The organism is Rhodococcus wratislaviensis (assembly GCF_900455735.1).
GTDB classification, from domain to species: Bacteria; Actinomycetota; Actinomycetes; order Mycobacteriales; family Mycobacteriaceae; genus Rhodococcus_F; species Rhodococcus_F wratislaviensis.
Genome location: NZ_UAUI01000017.1, coordinates 61,737 through 80,054 on the forward strand (window position 1 = coordinate 61,737; position 18,318 = coordinate 80,054).

At 71.0% G+C, this 18,318-nt stretch carries 15 protein-coding genes; 5 read left to right on the forward strand and 10 right to left on the reverse strand.

All coding sequences use genetic code 11. The annotated features are described in order from the left end of the window. Positions 1–3: 3 nt before the first annotated feature. Both DTA22_RS21065 and DTA22_RS21070 read left to right on the forward strand, forming a co-directional pair. A complete protein-coding gene (locus tag DTA22_RS21065) occupies positions 4–435 on the forward strand; it encodes an NfeD family protein (RefSeq protein WP_005241863.1) in 432 nt (143 codons plus the stop codon). Next, positions 436–1,638, forward strand: a complete 1,203-nt coding sequence (locus tag DTA22_RS21070; protein WP_112300777.1) for an SPFH domain-containing protein — start codon at positions 436–438, stop codon at positions 1,636–1,638. It begins immediately after the preceding gene. On the opposite strand, the gene DTA22_RS21075 is transcribed toward DTA22_RS21070, so the two are convergent. The 8 genes from DTA22_RS21075 to DTA22_RS21110 all read right to left on the reverse strand — a co-directional run bounded on the left by DTA22_RS21075 (position 1,619) and on the right by DTA22_RS21110 (position 11,557). Beyond that, a complete protein-coding gene (locus DTA22_RS21075; protein ID WP_112300778.1) occupies positions 1,619–2,344 on the reverse strand; it encodes a thioesterase II family protein in 726 nt (241 codons plus the stop codon). The genes DTA22_RS21070 and DTA22_RS21075 overlap by 20 nt on opposite strands. Positions 2,345–2,348: 4 nt before the next feature. Continuing rightward, the gene (locus DTA22_RS21080; protein WP_112300779.1) at positions 2,349–6,620 is read right to left on the reverse strand and encodes a type I polyketide synthase; all 4,272 of its coding nucleotides are present in this window, start codon (positions 6,618–6,620) and stop codon (positions 2,349–2,351) included. Further along, on the reverse strand, positions 6,617–6,904 hold the full coding sequence (locus DTA22_RS21085) for an acyl carrier protein (protein ID WP_112300780.1): 288 nt from the start codon (positions 6,902–6,904) through the stop codon (positions 6,617–6,619). Before DTA22_RS21085 ends, DTA22_RS21080 begins: the two co-directional genes overlap by 4 nt. Before the next feature lie 29 nt (positions 6,905–6,933). Next, the gene (locus DTA22_RS21090; protein WP_112300781.1) at positions 6,934–8,685 is read right to left on the reverse strand and encodes a fatty acyl-AMP ligase; all 1,752 of its coding nucleotides are present in this window, start codon (positions 8,683–8,685) and stop codon (positions 6,934–6,936) included. A 123-nt stretch (positions 8,686–8,808) separates the two neighbouring features. After that, positions 8,809–9,336, reverse strand: coding sequence for a hypothetical protein (locus tag DTA22_RS21095; protein ID WP_037237741.1), 528 nt, complete (start codon positions 9,334–9,336; stop codon positions 8,809–8,811). Continuing rightward, positions 9,333–9,914, reverse strand: a complete 582-nt coding sequence (locus DTA22_RS21100) for a hypothetical protein (RefSeq protein ID WP_112300782.1) — start codon at positions 9,912–9,914, stop codon at positions 9,333–9,335. Before DTA22_RS21100 ends, DTA22_RS21095 begins: the two co-directional genes overlap by 4 nt. Positions 9,915–9,973: 59 nt before the next feature. Continuing rightward, positions 9,974–10,684: a TVP38/TMEM64 family protein gene (locus DTA22_RS21105; RefSeq protein WP_245973270.1), complete on the reverse strand. Its 711-nt coding sequence runs from the start codon at positions 10,682–10,684 to the stop codon at positions 9,974–9,976. A 51-nt stretch (positions 10,685–10,735) separates the two neighbouring features. Further along, positions 10,736–11,557: a PaaI family thioesterase gene (locus DTA22_RS21110; RefSeq protein WP_112300783.1), complete on the reverse strand. Its 822-nt coding sequence runs from the start codon at positions 11,555–11,557 to the stop codon at positions 10,736–10,738. Positions 11,558–11,674: 117 nt separating this feature from the next. Between DTA22_RS21110 and DTA22_RS21115 the strand changes: the two genes are divergently transcribed. Genes DTA22_RS21115 through meaB form a run of 3 tightly spaced genes read left to right on the forward strand, consistent with a single transcriptional unit; the run spans position 11,675 to position 16,858 of the window. Beyond that, a complete protein-coding gene (locus tag DTA22_RS21115) occupies positions 11,675–13,591 on the forward strand; it encodes a methylmalonyl-CoA mutase family protein (RefSeq protein ID WP_112300784.1) in 1,917 nt (638 codons plus the stop codon). Beyond that, positions 13,588–15,852 carry a methylmalonyl-CoA mutase gene (gene scpA, locus DTA22_RS21120; protein ID WP_037237727.1) on the forward strand — a complete coding sequence of 755 codons (2,265 nt, stop codon included), beginning with the start codon at positions 13,588–13,590 and terminating at the stop codon, positions 15,850–15,852. The genes DTA22_RS21115 and scpA overlap by 4 nt, the downstream gene beginning before the upstream one ends. 1 nt (position 15,853) lies before the next feature. Further along, entirely contained in the window at positions 15,854–16,858 is a 1,005-nt protein-coding gene (gene meaB / locus DTA22_RS21125) for a methylmalonyl Co-A mutase-associated GTPase MeaB (RefSeq protein ID WP_112300785.1), read from the forward strand. Here the strand turns inward: meaB and DTA22_RS21130 are convergent. Together DTA22_RS21130 and DTA22_RS21135 are read right to left on the reverse strand one after the other, a co-directional pair. Continuing rightward, positions 16,847–17,884, reverse strand: coding sequence for a nucleoside hydrolase (locus DTA22_RS21130; RefSeq protein ID WP_112300786.1), 1,038 nt, complete (start codon positions 17,882–17,884; stop codon positions 16,847–16,849). The genes meaB and DTA22_RS21130 overlap by 12 nt on opposite strands. Continuing rightward, positions 17,881–18,318, reverse strand: a 438-nt coding sequence (locus DTA22_RS21135) for an OsmC family protein (RefSeq protein ID WP_112300787.1), incomplete at its 5' end; no start/stop codon positions are given. The genes DTA22_RS21135 and DTA22_RS21130, both read right to left, overlap by 4 nt.

The window sequence follows — 18,318 nt, forward strand, 5'->3', positions numbered from 1 at the left end:
GTTGTGGCTGCATTGATTTGGCTGGTAGCGGGGGTGCTGCTCGCCGCCGCGGAAGCGTTGACGGGGGACTTCTTCCTCCTCATGCTGGCGGGCGGTGCGCTGGCCACGGCCGGGGTCACCGCGATCACCGACTTCCCGGTCTGGGTCGACGCGGTCATCTTCGGGGTGCTGTCCCTCGCCCTGATCCTCGGGGTGCGGCCGGTGTTGTTGCGTAAGTTCGAGACCCCGCCGCCGACCCCGACGGGGATCGAGGCACTGACCGGCAAGCAGGCCCTGGTGCTCGAGGAGGTCGCCGAACACGCGGGGCAGATCAAGCTCGGCGGCGACGTCTGGACGGCCCGCCCGCTCGACAGCACGGAAGTGTATCCACCGGGAACGACCGTGACGGTAATGCAAATTGACGGCGCGACCGCCGTCGTATGGAGGGGACCGTAGATGGCAGCGCTCATCGTGTTGATCGTGCTCGTGTTGTTCGTCGCGCTGGTGGTGGCCAAATCGGTGGCCCTGGTGCCGCAGGCCGAGGCCGCGGTGATCGAGCGACTCGGCCGGTATGCGCGGACCGTGTCGGGCCAGCTGACGTTCCTGATCCCCTTCGCGGACCGCATCCGGGCCAAGGTGGACCTGCGTGAACGGGTGGTGTCGTTCCCGCCGCAGCCGGTGATCACCCAGGACAACCTGACGCTGAACATCGACACCGTGGTGTACTTCCAGGTCACCAACCCGCAGGCCGCGGTGTACGAGATCAGCAACTACATCGTCGGTGTCGAGCAGTTGACCACCACCACGCTGCGCAACGTCGTCGGCGGGATGACGCTGGAGGAGACACTGACGTCCCGTGACTCCATCAACGGGCAGTTGCGCGGCGTCCTGGACGAGGCCACCGGACGGTGGGGTCTGCGCGTCGCCCGGGTCGAGCTCAAGAGCATCGATCCGCCGCCGTCGATTCAGGAGTCGATGGAGAAGCAGATGAAGGCGGACCGCGAGAAGCGGGCCACCATCCTCACCGCCGAGGGTCACCGGGAGTCGGCGATCAAGACGGCGGAGGGCGACAAGCAGTCCCGCATCCTCGCCGCGGAGGGCGCGAAGCAGGCGTCGATCCTCACCGCGGAGGGTGAGCGGCAGTCCCGCATCCTGCGGGCGCAGGGTGACCGGGCCGCGAAGTACCTGCAGGCGCAGGGTCAGGCGAAGGCGATCGAAAAGGTGTTCGCCGCAATCAAATCCGGCAAGCCCACCCCCGAACTCCTCGCCTACCAGTATCTGCAGACGTTGCCGCAGATGGCGCAGGGCGATGCGAACAAGGTGTGGCTGGTGCCCAGCGACTTCGGTGACGCCCTCAAGGGGTTCGCGAAGACGCTCGGCGCGCAGGGGCAGGACGGGGTGTTCCGGTACGAGCCGTCCACCGCGGAGGATGATCTGCCCAAGCCCGAGGACGATTCGGCGGAGGTCGCCGACTGGTTCGAGACCAAATCCGACCCGGCGATCGCGCAGGCCGTCCGCGCCGCGGAGGTCGAGGCACGTCGTCCGGTCGACGGGCCGGGACCGCTCGCGCAGTCCGGTGGCGCCGACGAGCATGCGCCGCTGGATCCGGGGGGCGCGCCGGGGCAGCTGCCGCCGCCGGTCACCCCGCCGGGTCACTAGCGGCGTACCGGCGCAGCACCGGCCGGAGCACACGGAATAGCTGTTCGGGTGTGTGCTCGAGGTAGAAGTGATCGCCCGGCATGATGTGCACCTCGCGCAGCTGGGTGGTGTGCCGATCCCAGGCGTGCAGATCCCGCTCGCCGACCAGCGGATCGGCGTCCGCGCCGAGCACATGTACCGGACAGGGCAGCGGCGGGTCTGCGGGATCGCGGTAGCCGGTGCAGAGCCGGAGATCGTCCCGCAGTGCGGGGAGGCAGCGGTCCCGCCACGACTGCCGGGCCGGGAGGTCGGCGGGCAGCCCGCCCGTGGCGCGCAGCAACTCGATCAGGGCCGGGTCGTCCAGGTCGTCGACCGGCGGCAGCGGCGAGGGTAGGTGCGGCGCCGAGTACGCGGAGAGCAGCAGCGCCCGCGGGAGCGGGTGCCCGGCCGCGCGCCTGCGGCACGCGAGCCGGTACGCCACCAGCGCCCCCATGCTGTGCCCGAAGAAGACGTGCGGCTGCGCGAGCGGTTCGGCGAGCTCGGACTCGAGTGCGGTGACGAGGGACTCGACGTCGGTGAACCCGGCCTCGCCGGCACGGCTCTCCCGCCCGGGCAGTTGCACGGGCCACACCGACACGTGCGGGCTCAGGGCGCGGTGCCAGTGCCGGTACGTCGAGGGTCCGCCGCCGGCGTGGGGGAAGCAGAACAGCCGGAGAGGGCCGGGCACGGCGCTACGCGGCCGCGACGAGCGTGGCGAGTTCGTCGGCGAGAGCTGCCACCGTGGACCGGATCTGGTCCTCGGTGTGACACGAGGTGACGAAGAAGCGCAGCCGCGCGAGGTCTTCCGGCACGGCCGGGTAGAGGATGGGGTTCACGTTGATGCCGCGCCGGAGCAGTGCGTTGGACAGGGCGAGGGTGCGGAGTGAATCCCCGACGATGCACGGGATGACCGGGGTGTCCTTCGAGTCCCCGGTGTCGATTCCGGCGTCCGTGGCGAGCTGCAGGAAGAGCCGGGAGTTGCGCCGCAACCGGTCCAGTGCCTCGGGTTCGGCGCGCATCTGGCGGATCGCGGCCAGGGACGCCGCGGCATTCATCGGCGTCATCCCGACGCTGTAGACGAAGCCGGGCGCCGTGTACTTCAGGAAGCGGATGAGCTCGGCGCTGCCCGCGACGTAGCCGCCGCAGCCGGCCAGGGCCTTCGACATCGTGCCGGACCACAGCTCCACGTCGTCGCGGTCGACGTCGAAGTGCTCGCCGATGCCCCCGCCGGTGGCGCCGAGCACCCCGATGCTGTGCGCCTCGTCGACCATCATCAGCGCCTGATGCTTCTTCTTCACCGCGATCATCGCGGGCAGGTCGGGGATGTCGCCGTCCTGGCTGTAGACGCCCTCGATGACGATGAGCACCCGCCGGTACTGCGAGCGGATCGCGGTGAGGAGGGCGTCCAGCGCGACGTGGTCGTTGTGCGGGAAGGGACGCCGGGTGGCGCCGGACAGTGCGCAGCCCTGCAGGATGCTGTCGTGCGCGAGGCTGTCGTGGATGATCAGGTCGCCCTCCCCGAGGAGATGACCGATGACCGTGACATTGGTGGCGTGTCCGCTGACGAGGGCGATCGCGTCCTCGGTGCCGAGCAGCCCGGCCAGTTCGGCTTCGAGTTCCCGGTGTACCGGTTTCTCCCCGGACAGCAGCCGGCTGGCCGAGCAGGAACTGCCGTAGCGGGCGACCGCGTCCTGCACGGCCGAGACGACGGCGGGGTGCCCGGACATGCCGAGGTAGTTGTAGCTGGAGAAGTTGACGACCTCCGCGCCCCCGATCGTCGACGTGTCCCGGGTGACGCCGTCGTTGACGAGGAAGTACGGGTTGGTGACCCCGAGCCCCTCGGCGGAGGTCAGCCGTGCGGCGAGCGCCTGAACCTCCGGGAACTCCGCGATGCGGAACTCGGGTGCCACGGTCTGTTCCGGTTCCGGGACAGCCGTCACGGTGCGGCGCGACCCGGGTGCGCGGGACGCGGTCACGTGCTCGATCACATCGCCGAGTGTGCGGCTCGGTGAGAACCAGTTCGGTTCGACGACGAGCCCGGGGAATGCGCGGCTCACCCCGCCGAACAGGTCGGTGATCATGATCGAGTCGAATCCGAGGTCGCCGACGATCGTCTGCGTCGACTTCAGTGCGGCCGCGGGGAATCCGCTGACCCGGGCGACTTCCGTGCGCACGACGTCGCCGACCGCTGTCGCGGGACCCGGCCCGGAGTCCGGCGCCGGCGCGGGGAGGGTAACCGCGGGTGCGCCGTTGGCGGCAGCGGCGAGAACGGCGGCCTGTTCCCGGAAGAGTGCGATCAGCTGGTCCATGGTGGTGTCCTCGGGGTCGGGTGTGTGGACGGGTGCGGGGGTCGGCGCGGCCGCGGATGCGTCCTCGGGTGTCCAGAAGCGGGCGGTGGTGGCGAACTCGTATCCGCTGAGCCGCAGCCGGACCCGTGAGCCCGGCTCGTACACCGCATCCCACGCGGGGTTCAGTCCGTCCCGGTACAGGGCGGCGACGGTGTCGGGGAGTTCGGCCCCGGTCGCGGACGGGCCGGGGCACGGTGCCAGGTGCCGCGCGGGTGAATCGGGCTGGGCTCGGGCGGTGAGCGGCAACAGGATTCGTGCGGGGCCCACCTCGATCAGGTGGGTCGGATCGCAGGTCAGGGCGGCGGCGGTGGCGTCCGCGAACCGCACGGTCGCCGTGATGTGGTCGGTCCAGTAGGCCGCGTCCATCGGCTCGTCGACGTCGAGCAACCGGCCGCGTGTGGTGGAGAAGATCGGGATCTCGGGCCGCCGGTACGTGCAGTCGGCGGCGACCTCCGCGAACGCGTCCTGCATCGGCGCCATGGCGGGGGAGTGGAAGGCATGCGAGACGGTGAGCTGGCGGACGCGGAGTCCGGCCACGGTCAGTGCGGCGGCGAGGCGTTCGAGTGCGTCGGCCGCCCCCGACAGCACCACGTCCCGCGGCCCGTTCACCGCCGCCAGCGCGGCCGCGGGTTCGCCGGCGAGCAGGTCGGCGACCTCGTCCGGGGTGGCCCGGACCGCGAGCATCGTCCCGCCCGCGGGCAGTTGCTGCATGAGCCGGCCCCGCGCGACGATGAGCCGGCACGCGTCGTCCAGATCGAACACGCCGGCGTGCGCCGCGGCGGCGTACTCGCCGACGCTGTGACCGACCATCCACGCCGGTTCGATACCCAGCTCGCCGAGCGTCCGGGCGAGCGCGTATTCGACCGCGAACAGGGCGGGCTGCGCGAACTCGGTCCGGTGGATGTCGTCGCCGGCATCGAACAGCATCTCCCGCACCGATCGGCCCAGATGCGGTGTCATCCGCTCGTCCACGTCGGACAGTGCGCGCCGGTAGCCGCCGTGGTGCTCGTGCAGTGCGCGGGACATTCGCGGGTACTGCGCGCCCTGACCGGTGAAGAACCAGCCGATGCTCACGGGGCGGGTCGCGCCGGACAGCGACGCGAGCAGGTCTTCGTCGTCCGCGACCGCGCGCAGCGCCGCGACGGCCTCGTCCCGGTCGTGCACGGTGAGCGCGAGGCGGTGGCGCCCGGATGCCTTGACCGTGTTGGTGGTCCAGCATGCCCGGCCCAGGTCGGCGCCGGGTCGTGCGAGATCGTCGGCCAGGACGGCGGCGTTGCGGGCGAGGCCATCCCGGTTGTTCGAGGACAGGGTGAGCACGCCGCCGCCGGCAGTCGGCGCGGCGGGGTCGGGGGCGGGCGCCGCGGCCAGCAGCATGTGGGCGTTGGTGCCGCCGAGCCCGAAACTGCTGACGGCGCCGTGCACGTCGCCGCCGGGCAACGTCATCGGTTCGGACAGTTGCCGGAGGCCGTTGTCCGCCAGGCGGAGTCGCGGGTTCGCGTCCTCCGCGTAGCGGCTCGGCGGTACCACGCGGTGGTGCAGGGACAGGGCCACCTTGATCAGACCGGCCACGCCGGCCGCTCCCTCCGTGTGGCCGAGATTGCCTTTGATCGATCCGATCGCGCACGGCTGCGGCCGGGACACCCCGTGGACGTGACCGAGGGCCTTGATCTCGATCATGTCGCCGAGCACCGTTCCGGTGCCGTGCGCCTCGAGGAACGCGACCTGCGCGGGCGTGACACCCGCACGCCGGTAGGCCGTCTGGACGACCTGCTGCTGGGCCCAGCGGTTGGGTGCGGTGATCCCGTTGCTGCGGCCGTCGTTGTTGACGGCGCTGCCCTTGATCACCGCGTAGATCGGCAGGCCCTCGGCCTGCGCGTCCTCCAGCCGGCGCAACACGAGTACCGCGACACCCTCGCCGCGACCGATGCCGTCGGCCGTTCCGCTGAACGGTTTGCACCGGCCGTCCGGCGCGGACAGCCCGGCCTGGGTGTAGAAGACGTTCACCGTGGGGGTCAGGGTGAGGTTGATGCCCCCGGCGAGGGCCTGATCGCAGTCCCCGGACAGCAGTGCCGCGCAGGCCAGATGGACGGCGACGAGGGACGACGAGCAGGCGGTGTCGATCGCCATGCTCGGGCCCTGCAGGTTCAGGTGGTAGGACACCCGGTTGGCGGTCATGAAATAGCCGTTGCCGCTGCCGAGTTGGGGGGTGATGCGCGAGACGTCCCGCATCTGGAGATTCCATTCGTTGGCCATGACGCCGATGTACACGCCGGTGTTCGACCCGGCCTGGGCGCGCGGGTCCAGGGCGGCATCCTCGAATGCCCGCCACGCCGCCTGCAGCAGCAGCCGCTGTTGCGGGTCCATCGCCGCGGCGTCGCGGGGCGCGACGCCGAAGAATTCGTGGTCGAACGCGTCCGCGTCGGCGAGGAATCCGCCGCTGCGGTTGTTGACCTTGCCGGGACCACCGGCGGCGTCGTAGACGTCGTCCGCGTTCCATCGCCCGGCGGGGACGTCGGTGATTCCGTCGCCGCCGCCCATCAGCAGCGTCCACAACGCGTCGGCGTCGGGTGCCTGCGGAAAGCGGCAGTCGAGGCCCACGACGGCGACGTCGGTCATGAGGCCGTCCGGTACCGGGCTGCCGCTTCGTCGACGACGAAGACGGCCATCTCGGCGATGGTCGGATACTCGAACACCACGGTGGGATCGAGTTCGAGGTCCCAGCGGTCCTCGATCTCGCCGCACAGGCTCACCGCGGATACCGATTCGATTCCCAGTTCGGCGAGGGGCAGGTGGGGGTCGACCTGGCGCACCGGTTGTTCGGTGTGGAAGGCCACCCGTCCGGCGAGCCAGTCGATGACGGGTGCGTGGTCGCGCGGGGTGCTCTGTTCGGGGATACGCATGGGGTTCTCTCCTGGTCGGTGATCGGGGGTCAGGCGGGTGCTGCGACGGTGGTGGTCCGGAGGCGTTGCACCGCCGGGTCGATCTCCTCGTGCAGCACCGCGTCGACGCGGGACTGCAGGAACGACGCGCGCATCGATCTGCGCTGGACCTTCCCGCTCGTGGTGCGGTGCACCCCGTGCCGGTCGACGAGCACCACGCTCGGGGCGTGGACGTCGAAGTCGCGGGCGACGGCGAGCCGGATCCGGCGTGCGAGGCCGGGCAGCGTCAGGTCGTCGATCAGCGCGGTCTTGACCTCGTGGATCACCAGCAGCCGCTCGTGCTGCCCGGTATCCATCGACAGCACCACCCCGGTGGCACCGGTGAGCGCCGGATGCACCTCCCGCACGGCCTCCTCGATGTCCTGCGGGTACAGGTTGCGGCCGTTGACGATCAGCAGGTCCTTCAGGCGGCCGGTGACGTACAGGTGACCGTCGTCGTCGGTCACCCCGAGGTCGCCGGTGCGCAGGTACGGTCCGTCGCCGGCGAGGGTGGCGCGGAACTTCGCCTCGGTCTCGTCCGGCCGGTTCCAGTAGCCGGCGGCGACGCTGCCACCGGAGATCCAGATCTCCCCGACCCGGCCGGTCGGTAGTTCCAGGCCGGTGTGCGGGTCGACGATGCGGATGTCGCACCCGAACGGCCGGCCGCTGCCGACCAGCCGGACACCGCCGACCGTCGGGGTGAGCTCGTGGCGTTCCAGCGCGGCGGCGTCGACGTGGAGATACCGTGGGGCGCAGCCCACCTCGCTCGCGGTGGCGAGCAGGGTCACTTCGGCCATCCCGTACGCGGTCAGGAACGCGCCCGCCGGGAAGCCGTAGGGTGCGAGCCGGTCGGAGACGGCGTCGAGGGTGCGTGGCCGGATGGGTTCGGCCCCGTTCAGCGCGACCCGCACCGAGGAGAGATCCAGTCCGGCCAGTTGGTCGTCGGAGATCCGGCGGGCGACGAGGTCGTACGCGAAGTTCGGGCCGAGGGTCATGTCGGCGCGGTACCGGTCGATCAGCTGCAGCCACCGCACCGGCCGCTTGAGGAAGGACATCGGCGACATGAACACGAGATTCCCGCCGACGTAGAGCGGCAGCAGCAGCATCCCGATCAGCCCCATGTCGTGGAAGTGCGGGAGCCAGCCGGCGCCGGTCACCGTGTCGTCCGCACCGTTGGCGAGGGTCATGGCCGCGGCGTTGTGCAGCAGGTTCCCGTGGGTCACCATCACACCCTTCGGCTCGCTGGTGGAACCGGAGGTGTACTGGAGGAAGGCGAGGGTGTCGCCGTCGAGCGCGGGGAGTCGCCAGTGGTCGGGATCGCCCGGTTCGATGGTGTCGGTCGCGGCGACGGACACCGTGGCGGCCGGCCCGGAGTCGCGGATCCAGGTGTCGAGCGGCTCGGCGACCGCGGCGGTGGTCAGGACGAGGCGCACGTCGGCGTCCTCGAACATGGTGGCGACGCGCTGCATGCTGCGCACGTCGTGTGGGACGGGTGCGGGGACCGCGACCACCCCGGCGTAGAGGCAGCCGAGAAACGCGCGGAGGAAGTCGAGTCCGTCGACGTACAGCAGCATCACCGGGTGTTCGGCCTCGGGCCGCGTCGACAGCCAGACCGCGAGGGCGCGGGCGTCCCGATCCAGGTCGCGGTAGGTCACTTCCTCGGCGACGAGTTCGCGGCCGGCCTCACGGTGGTAGGTGTAGGACCGGTCATCGCCGTAGATGGCGACCTGGGCGCGGACGTGGGACACGAAATCGGTAGGCACGAATGTTTTCTCCCTCGGGCTGGACGAGTACGACTCTCGTCCGGGTCGAGGTGGGATCCCACCACCCCCAGGGCTGGTTCTGCGCACCCCTGGGGGTGAATGTCCCGCACCGGTGGCGGGTGGCTAGGTGATGAGGGCGCGTCCCGTTCCGCACACCGCGATCGCCCAGAGCACGCTGGTGAACGTGCCGATGATGAATTGTTCCGACGCGTGCGGTTCGCGGAGTTCGGGGTAGCGGGCCAGTCCCTTGACCGCCAGGACCACGGCGATGCCCTCCGGCCAGGCCGCGAGGATCGCGGCCGCGACGGCGGCGCGCTCGAGGAGCCCGATGATCCGTCCGCCGCGCAGCGGCCCGGCGTCGGGCCGCGGGTCGGAACCGGCGTCGGACTGGCGGCGTGCGATGCGGAACGCGGCCAGCACGAGGGGTGCCCCGCCGGTGGTGGCGGCCGCGACGCACAGGACGAGGGTCGCCGCGAGGGCGAAGCCCGTGACCGGGGTGGTGGCGGAGGCGGCCAGCGCGGCGACGGCCAGGGCGAGCGCGACCACGATCGGCGCCGCCCACTGCGACATCCAGCGGGGGCTGCGGGGCGCGGCGAGCGCCAGCGGTGCCACGGCGGCGACGCCGAGGGCGATGAGTGCGAGGGTCGTCACGTGTCCGCCTTGCGTAGGAGTCGTTCGGCCAGTCGTCGTCCGGCGGTTTCGACGTGCCAGCCTGCGGTGGAGAGTCGTTGGGAGACCGCCTGCTTGCTGATGCCCAGTGCGCGGGCCGCCTCGGTCTGAGTGGAGCCGTGCCGCATCTGCTCGACGGCCTCGCGGCCCTCCTCGGTGCGGCGCGCGACCAGGACCGCGACGAGGGTGAGTGCGGTGTCGGCGTCGGTGGCGCCGTCAGGGTCGGAGCCTTCGACGGCGACCCGGCCGGGGGCGCTCTTGGCGCGTTCGACGGCGACCCGTGCGGACTCGAACGCGGGGCCGCGCCCGGCGCGGGTCTCGGCGGGGAGGGGTTCTTCGACGGGGCCGGCGCCGATGCCGATGCTCCAGTGTTCGCGTCCGACGAGGTCGAGTGCGAGGTCGACGACGGTGGCCGGGTCCGCGACCACGGCCTGAACCTCGTCGCCGGCGGTCCGCTGGAACGGGCGGACGAGGTCACGGTTCGCGAACTCGGTGAGCAGTTGGGCGACGCGGTCGACGTCGCGGCGGCTACCGCGCTGGTCGACCGTCAACACGAACATGAGTCAAGGTTAGAAACTGGATACCATGATGTCAAGACTCAAAGCTTGACCTACCTGGTTCAAGGCTGTGTGATTGACTCGTCCTCGGCGGGGTGGTCGACGGCCACATCCGGCATCGCGTCGCCGGAACCGTCCAGTGGCCGCCGGGAGTCCACCACCAGTCCGGCGATTCCGACGACGATGCACACCGCGGACAGCGCGAGAAGTCCCGGCTTCGTCTCCCCGGTGAGGGCGTCGCCGAGAACGACGATGCCGACGGTCCCCGGCAGCACGCCGACCACCGTGGCCAGCGCGTACGGGACCAACCGGATCGAGGACACGCCGGCGCAGTAGTTCACCACGGAGAACGGGACGAACGCGATCAGCCGCAGCGACCCGACGGCGAGCCAGCCGCGCCGGGCGATCCGCTCGTCCACCCGGCGGATCGTCGGATTGGAGATGCGCTGCCACACCACGTCCCGGCCCACGGCGCGCACCAGGTAGAGCGCGAGCACGGCACTCACCGTCGACGCCAGCACCGCGATCGCGATGCCCAGCCACGCACCGAACAGCAGACCGGCACTCAGCGTGAACACCGTGCGGGGGAACGGAAACACCGTCACCACCGCGTGCACGGCGAAGAAGACGAGCGGGAACGCCGGCCCGATCGACCGCGCCCATTCCCGCACCTGCAGCACGGACGGGTGCGGGGCCAGCAGCGCGACGACGACCAACGCGACCGCCAGTACTGCGACGCCGATCACCCTGCGGTCCCCGAGGCGTCTCTTCACAGGGCACCAGGCTACCCGGGTGACCCGTGCGGGGCGCGCCGCGAGCGGCGGTCAGGACAGCCGGCGGCGCCCGGTCACCGTCGCCTCGACGCAGATCCGTCCGCCCGAGGTCCCGGCCACCCGGGCCACCGCCACCGAGCGGCCCGCCCTGACCACGTCCGCGGTGAACGTCGTGTCGCCGTCGAGGGGAACCGGGCGGAAGTAGTTGATCCGCACGGACGCCGTGTCCATGTCCGCGCCGTCCCGGCTCAGGGCCGCGCGCGCCGCGAGGTCCATCGCGCAGCCCTGGACGCCGCCGTGCATGAACCCGAGCTTGTTCGCGACCAGCGGATTGGCCGGCACCACGACCCGCACGCCGGGTCCGTCCTCGATCCGCCCGCCGATCCAGTCGAGCGGGGCGGCCCCCGGCTCCGGGAAGTCGGGGAGGGCCGACCCGTCCGCCGCCGGCGCCGGCAGGTCCACGAAGTTGCCCCACAGCGTGCCGGTGGCGATCAGGGTGCCCGCCGAGTCGTGGACGCGGGCGGTCGACGTGCCGCCGTCGGCGGTGAGTGCGAGGAGTCGGCTCTCCGCCCGCAGCGTCGGACCCTGCCATCGCCGGGGTGTCACGACATCCACCGACAACTCGGCCGTGACCAGGCCGTCGCGTGCTCCGCGCCGGTCCCACACGGTGAATCCGAGGAGATCGTCGAGCAGCACGGCGAGGACGCCGCCGTAGGCGGTGCGGGCTGTGTTCGGGGCGAGCGCACCGATGTCCATGCTCATACGATTGAGTGGTTCGCCGCGGTCGTCGACCTCCCGGGTCGGCGCCCCGAGACCGAACAACCGCTGCGTGGCGGTGCGAACGGTGACCACCGGTTCGTGCGCAATGCTCATGACCTGAGGTTATTCATCGTGTGGTGATCCTCACGATAGGGGGCGCCGAACTGCGGCTAGCATCACAGTCACACAACGTATTGATCGATCGCTCATCAGGGAGAGGAAGCCGACACCGTGTCATTAGCTTCAGAAACCGAGGAAGCTGCGCGGGCGTACGCCGACTGGCAGCACTCCGTGGCCGGAGTCCTCGCGAAGTCGCGTCGGATCGATGCCGCGGAACTCGGTCCGGAACCCCAGAAACTCCTCGAGACCGTCACCTACGACGGTGTCACCGTCGCGCCGCTGTACAGCCCCCGCGACGAGCGTCCGGAGCAGCCCCTGCCCGGCACCTTCCCCTACGTGCGTGGCGCGGACGCCACCCGGGACGTGAACGCGGGCTGGCTGGTCAGTGCCCGCTTCGGCGAGGGTGCCGAGGCTGCGGACGTCAACCGCTCCGTCCTGGACTCCCTGGAGAACGGTGTCAGCGCGCTGTGGCTCGCCGTCGGCGGCGCCAACCTTCCGGTCCGGTCGCTGGAAACGGCGCTCGACGGGGTGCTCCTCGACCTGGCACCGCTCACCCTCGATGCCGGAACGGACGCGCCGCTCGCGGCGCGGGCACTGTTCGCGCTGCTCGACGCCCGTGCCGCCGCGGGTGACGGGGTCACCGACCGCACCGCGGTCCGCGTCGACCTCGGGACCGCTCCGCTCACGAGCGCGTTCTCCGGTGCCGCCGACGTGGAACTCGGCGACGCGGTGGCCCTCGCGACCGAGTCCGCGGCGCGCTCGGAGAGCGTGCGGGCAATCGCCGTGGACGGCACCGCGTTTCACGACGCCGGCGCCTCGGACGCCGAGGAACTCGGCGCGGCAATCGCGGCGGGCCTCGAGTACCTACGGGCCCTCACCGAGAGCGGCCTGACCATCGGGCAGGCGCTCGGGCAGCTCGGCTTCCGGTTCTCGGCCACCGACGACCAGTTCCAGACCATCGCCAAGTTCCGGGCGGCGCGGCTGGTGTGGGCGCGCATCGCCCAGGTCTGCGGCGCTTCCGACTTCGGCGGCGCCCCCCAGCACGCGGTCACCTCGGCCGCGATGATGGCGCAACGCGATCCGTGGGTGAACATGCTCCGCACGACCCTCGCCGCGTTCGGTGCCGGCGTCGGCGGCGCGGACGCCGTCACGGTGTTGCCGTTCGACGCCGCACTGCCCGCCGGGGCGCTGGGTGTGTCGAAGACCTTCGCCGCCCGCATCGCCCGCAACACCCAGCTGCTGCTGCTCGAGGAATCACATCTCGGCCGGGTGCTCGACCCGGCGGCCGGGTCGTGGTACGTCGAGGACCTCACCCAGAAGGTGGCGGCCAAGGCGTGGGAGTTCTTCCAGCAGATCGAGGCGGCGGGCGGCTACCTCGCCGCACTCGACGCGGGCCTGATCGGCGACCGGATCGCTTCCATCCGCGCCCAACGTGATTCGGACATCGCGCACCGCAAGACCACCGTCACCGGGGTCAACGAGTTCCCGAACCTCGCCGAAGCGCCGCTGCCCGCGGGCGCCGCCCAGACCGGTACCGTCGCCCGGTACGCCGCGGCGTTCGAGGCCCTGCGGGACCGTTCGGACGCCTACCTGGCGGCGCGCGGTGCACGACCCGCCGTCTTCCTGGCCCCGCTCGGCCCCGTCGCCGAGCACAACGTGCGGACCACGTTCAGCACGAACCTGCTGGCGTCGGGCGGCATCGAAGCCCGCAACCCCGGTCCCCTCGCCACCGGTGACGGCAGCATCGCCGCCGCCGCGAAGGACTCCGGCGCCGGTATCGCGGTGATCTGCGGTACCGACAAGCGGTACGCCGCCGAAGCCACCGCCGCGGTGGAGGAACTGCGCGCGGCCGGTGTCGGCACCGTGCTGCTCGCCGGCCCGGAGAAGGTCGTCGCCGACGCGGACGGCCCGGCCCGGCCCGACGGATTCGTCACCGCCCGTATCGACGCAGTGTCGGTCCTGTCCGGCCTGCTCGACACCATCGAGAGCTCGAGTGACTCCTCGGGCGACACAGGGAGCAAGAAGTGACTACTCGCGAGGTCAAGCACGCGATCGGCAGCTTCGCCGAAGTGCCACTGGAGGATCCGCAGTTTCCGCAGCCGTCCGCCCCGACCCCGGAGCAGACGGACGAGCTGATCGCGGCCGCCGCGGCGGCGAACCACTACAGCCCGGAACAGGTGGTGTGGTCCACCCCCGAGGGCATCGACGTCAAACCGGTCTTCACCAAGGCCGACCGCGACGCCGCCGAGGCCGAGGGCTACCCGGTGGGCAGTTTCCCGGGTGCCGCGCCGTTCGTGCGCGGCCCGTACCCCACCATGTACGTGAACCAGCCGTGGACGATCCGCCAGTACGCGGGCTTCTCCACGGCCGCCGAATCCAACGCCTTCTACCGCCGCAACCTCGCCGCCGGGCAGAAGGGTCTGTCGGTGGCGTTCGACCTGGCGACGCACCGCGGCTACGACTCCGACCATCCGCGGGTGCAGGGTGACGTCGGCATGGCCGGGGTGGCGATCGACTCGATCCTCGACATGCGTCAGCTGTTCGACCACATCCCGCTCGACAGCGTCAGCGTCTCGATGACCATGAACGGTGCGGTGCTGCCGATCCTCGCGCTGTACGTCGTGGCCGCCGAGGAGCAGGGTGTCGCCCCGGAGCAGCTGGCCGGAACCATTCAGAACGACATTCTGAAGGAGTTCATGGTCCGCAACACCTACATCTACCCGCCGAAGCCGTCGATGCGGATCATCTCCGACATCTTCGCGTACACCAGCGCGAAGATGCCGAAGTTCAACTCGATCTCCATCTCCGGCTACCACATCCAGGAGGCCGGGGCGACCGCCGACCTGGAGCTGGCGTACACCCTCGCGGACGGTGTCGAATACATCCGTGCCGGCCTCGACGCCGGCATGGAGATCGACAAGTTCGCGCCCCGGTTGTCGTTCTTCTGGGCGATCGGCATGAACTTCTTCATGGAGGTCGCGAAGCTGCGGGCGGGTCGCCTGCTGTGGAGTGAGCTGGTCGCGAAGTTCGAACCGAAGTCCGCGAAATCGTTGTCGCTGCGTACCCACTCGCAGACGTCGGGCTGGTCGCTGACCGCGCAGGACGTCTACAACAACGTGGCCCGCACGTGCGTCGAGGCGATGGCGGCGACGCAGGGGCACACCCAGTCGCTGCACACCAACGCGCTCGACGAGGCCCTCGCCCTGCCGACGGACTTCTCCGCCCGCATCGCCCGCAACACCCAGCTGCTGCTGCAGCAGGAGTCGGGGACCGTCCGACCCATCGACCCCTGGGGCGGATCGCACTACGTCGAGTGGCTGACCCACCAGCTGGCGAACCGCGCCCGCGCACACATCGCCGAGGTCGAAGAGGCCGGCGGCATGGCGCAGGCGATCAGCGAGGGCATCCCGAAGCTGCGCATCGAGGAGGCCGCGGCCCGCACGCAGGCCCGCATCGACTCCGGCAGGCAGCCGCTCGTCGGCGTCAACAAGTACGTGCCGGACGAGGCCGACGAGATCGAGGTCCTCAAGGTCGAGAACTCGCGGGTCCGGAAGGAGCAGCTCGAGAAGCTGGACCGGCTGCGCGCCGACCGCGACTCGGACGCCGTCGAGGCGGCGCTCGCCGAACTGAGCCGCGCCGCGGCCACCACCGAGGGCGGCATGGAGAACAACCTTCTCGCCCTGGCGATCGACGCGGCCCGCGCGAAGGCCACGGTCGGGGAGATCTCCGAGGCGCTCGAGAAGGTGTACGGGCGTCACCAGGCCGAGATCCGGACCATCAGCGGTGTGTACCGGGACGAGGCCGGAAAGGTCGACAACATCAACAAGGCAACGGAACTCGTCGAGAGGTTCGCGGAGGAGGAAGGCAGGCGTCCCCGTGTCCTCATCGCCAAGATGGGGCAGGACGGCCACGACCGCGGGCAGAAGGTGATCGCCACGGCCTTCGCGGACATCGGATTCGACGTGGACGTCGGACCGCTGTTCCAGACCCCGGAAGAGGTCGCCAACCAGGCGGCCGACAACGACGTCCACGTGGTCGGTGTGTCGTCGTTGGCCGCAGGTCACCTCACGCTGGTGCCTGCGCTCCGGGAAGCCCTCGCGGCGGTGGGACGTCCCGACATCATGATCGTGGTCGGCGGTGTCATCCCGCCCGGCGACTTCGCCGAACTGTACGAGGCGGGTGCCGCCGCGATCTTCCCGCCCGGGACGGTCATCGCGGACGCCGCCAGCGGTCTGCTCGAGAAGCTGGCCGCGCAGCTCGGCCACGACCTGACGGGCACCCCGGAATAGCATGGGGCGGCCTCCAGTCGACATCGATGCCCTCGCCCGGGCCGTGCGCGCCAACCAGCGCGCCGGCCTGGCGAAGGCCATCACCCTGGTCGAGTCCACCCGGACCGACCACCGTGAGGCGGCGCAGCGGCTGCTGCTCGAGCTGCTGCCGGAGTCGGGGAACGCGCACCGGGTGGGTATCACCGGTGTGCCCGGCGTCGGGAAGTCCACGTTCATCGACGCGCTCGGGATGCACCTGATCGGGCAGGGGCACCGGGTGGCGGTCCTGGCCGTCGACCCGTCGTCGACGCGCACGGGCGGGTCGATCCTGGGCGACAAGACGCGGATGGCGCGGCTGACCGTCGAGAAGGACGCCTACATCCGGCCGTCACCGACGTCGGGCACCCTCGGCGGGGTCGCGAAGGCGACCCGCGAGACGATCGTGCTGCTCGAGGCCGCCGGTTTCGACGTGATCCTCGTCGAGACGGTGGGTGTCGGGCAGTCCGAGGTGACGGTCGCGAACATGGTGGACTGCTTCTGCTTCCTCACCCTGGCCCGCACCGGCGACCAGTTGCAGGGCATCAAGAAGGGTGTCCTCGAACTCGCCGACCTCGTCGCCGTGAACAAGGCGGACGGCAAGCACGAGCGGGAGGCGAAGGGCGCCGCCCGGGAACTCGCGGGTGCGCTGCGGCTGATCTACCCGCACGACGCCGTGTGGACGCCGCCGGTGATCACGATGAGTGGTCTCGAGGGCGTCGGTCTCGAGGACTTCTGGGACACCGTCTGCCGGCATCGTGAGGTGCTGACCGCGGCCGGACAGTTCGAGGAGAACCGGCGCCGCCAGCAGGTGGACTGGACGTGGACGATGGTCCACGATCAGCTGCTGCGCCGGCTCGCGTCCAACACCCGGGTCAAGGCGATCCGCGGCGAGGTCGAACAGCGGGTGCGGGACGGTTCCCTGACGGCGGCGCTGGCCGCCGCCGAGATCCTCGACGCGTTCGACGGTACGGACGCGTCAGCCGACTGATTTCGCGAAGCGCCCGACCCGGTCGACGAGATCGTCGAAGAACGCGGCCGGGTCGGTGCTCACCGCGATGTCGACGTTGGGTTCCCGGTTCCAGTGCCCCACCCAGTCGGCGACCGTGGTGCCCCGGGTGAGCCGGCCGTGCAGTTCGACGTCGACGGTGGCCGGACGGGTCCTTGTGGTCGCCGGGTTCAGCGCCACCGCCGCCGCGAACGGGTCGTGCATGTGCGCCAGGAAACCCTGGTCGTGGGTGCGGTGGAAGTCCATGTAGAAGCGGATGGCGTCGGACAGGTGCCGGATCACCGGGTTGGACGCGGTCGAGCGCACCTGCGGCCCGTCGTCGGGGGAGATGATCTCGGCGGGTGTGCTTCCCGCCGCCTCCGCCAGCCGGCGGACGTGGTCCGGTGTCATCTCGATCGTCTCGGTGACGTCCAGCCCGCACAGGATCGGACGCCGCCCCGCCGGCAGCCCGGAGAACGCGTCGAACACCTCCTTGGCCGCCTCCGGATCCACCGACACGTTCCATTCACTGGTGGGGGTGGTGTTGCCGGGGTGGTTGAAGGCCCCGCCCATCACGACCAGGCGCCGCAGTAACCGGGGCAGTGCGGGTTCCTCGCGGATCGCGAGGGCCAGGTTCGTCAGCGGTCCCGTCACCAGCCCGGTCAGCCCGCCGGGGTGGGCGCGGGCCAGGTCGACCCACAGGGTGGTGGCGTCCCGCTCCGACAGCGACCGCCCGGACGGGGGGAGGACGGCGTACCCGATGCCCTGGGGTCCGTGCGTGTCCTCGGTGGTGCGCAGCGGGCAGTCCAGCGGCACCCGGGCGCCGAGCGCGACCTCGATGTCGGGTGCACCGCACAGGGCGAGCCAATTCAGGTTGTTCGCCGCGACCTGCTCGACGGGCACGTTGCCCGCGGTGCTGGCGATGCCGGCGATCTCGGCCTCCGGGCTGGCCAGCAGGTACAGCAGGGCGAGGGAGTCGTCGATGCCGGTGTCGACGTCGACGATCAGCCGGTGTGCCGGGGCGCTCATGCGACGCGCACCGTCGGACGGTGCCGGACCGGGAAGTTGACCGACCGGGCGATGAAACACTTCTCGTGCGCGCGGGTGTGCAGCCGTTCGGCGCGCGCGGCCATCGACCCGTCGGCCACGGTCACGACCGGCGCCAGCACGACCTCGGTGAATTCGCCTGCACCGCCGGGATGTTCGGACATGGTTCCGGTCGGCTCGTCGCGGTAGTCGACCACGACCACGCCGGCCGCCGCGGCCAGCCCCAGGTACCACAGCATGTGGCACTGCGACAGTGCGGCGACCAGCAACTCCTCGGGGTTCCACCGCGCCGGGTCGCCGAGGAACGACCGGTCGGAGCTGCCCGGCACGTCGGGTTTGCCGGGCGCCGACACCACATGGTCCCGGTCGTAGCCGTCCGGTCGGGTGGTGCCGTCCCCGCGGTTCCCGGTCCAGGT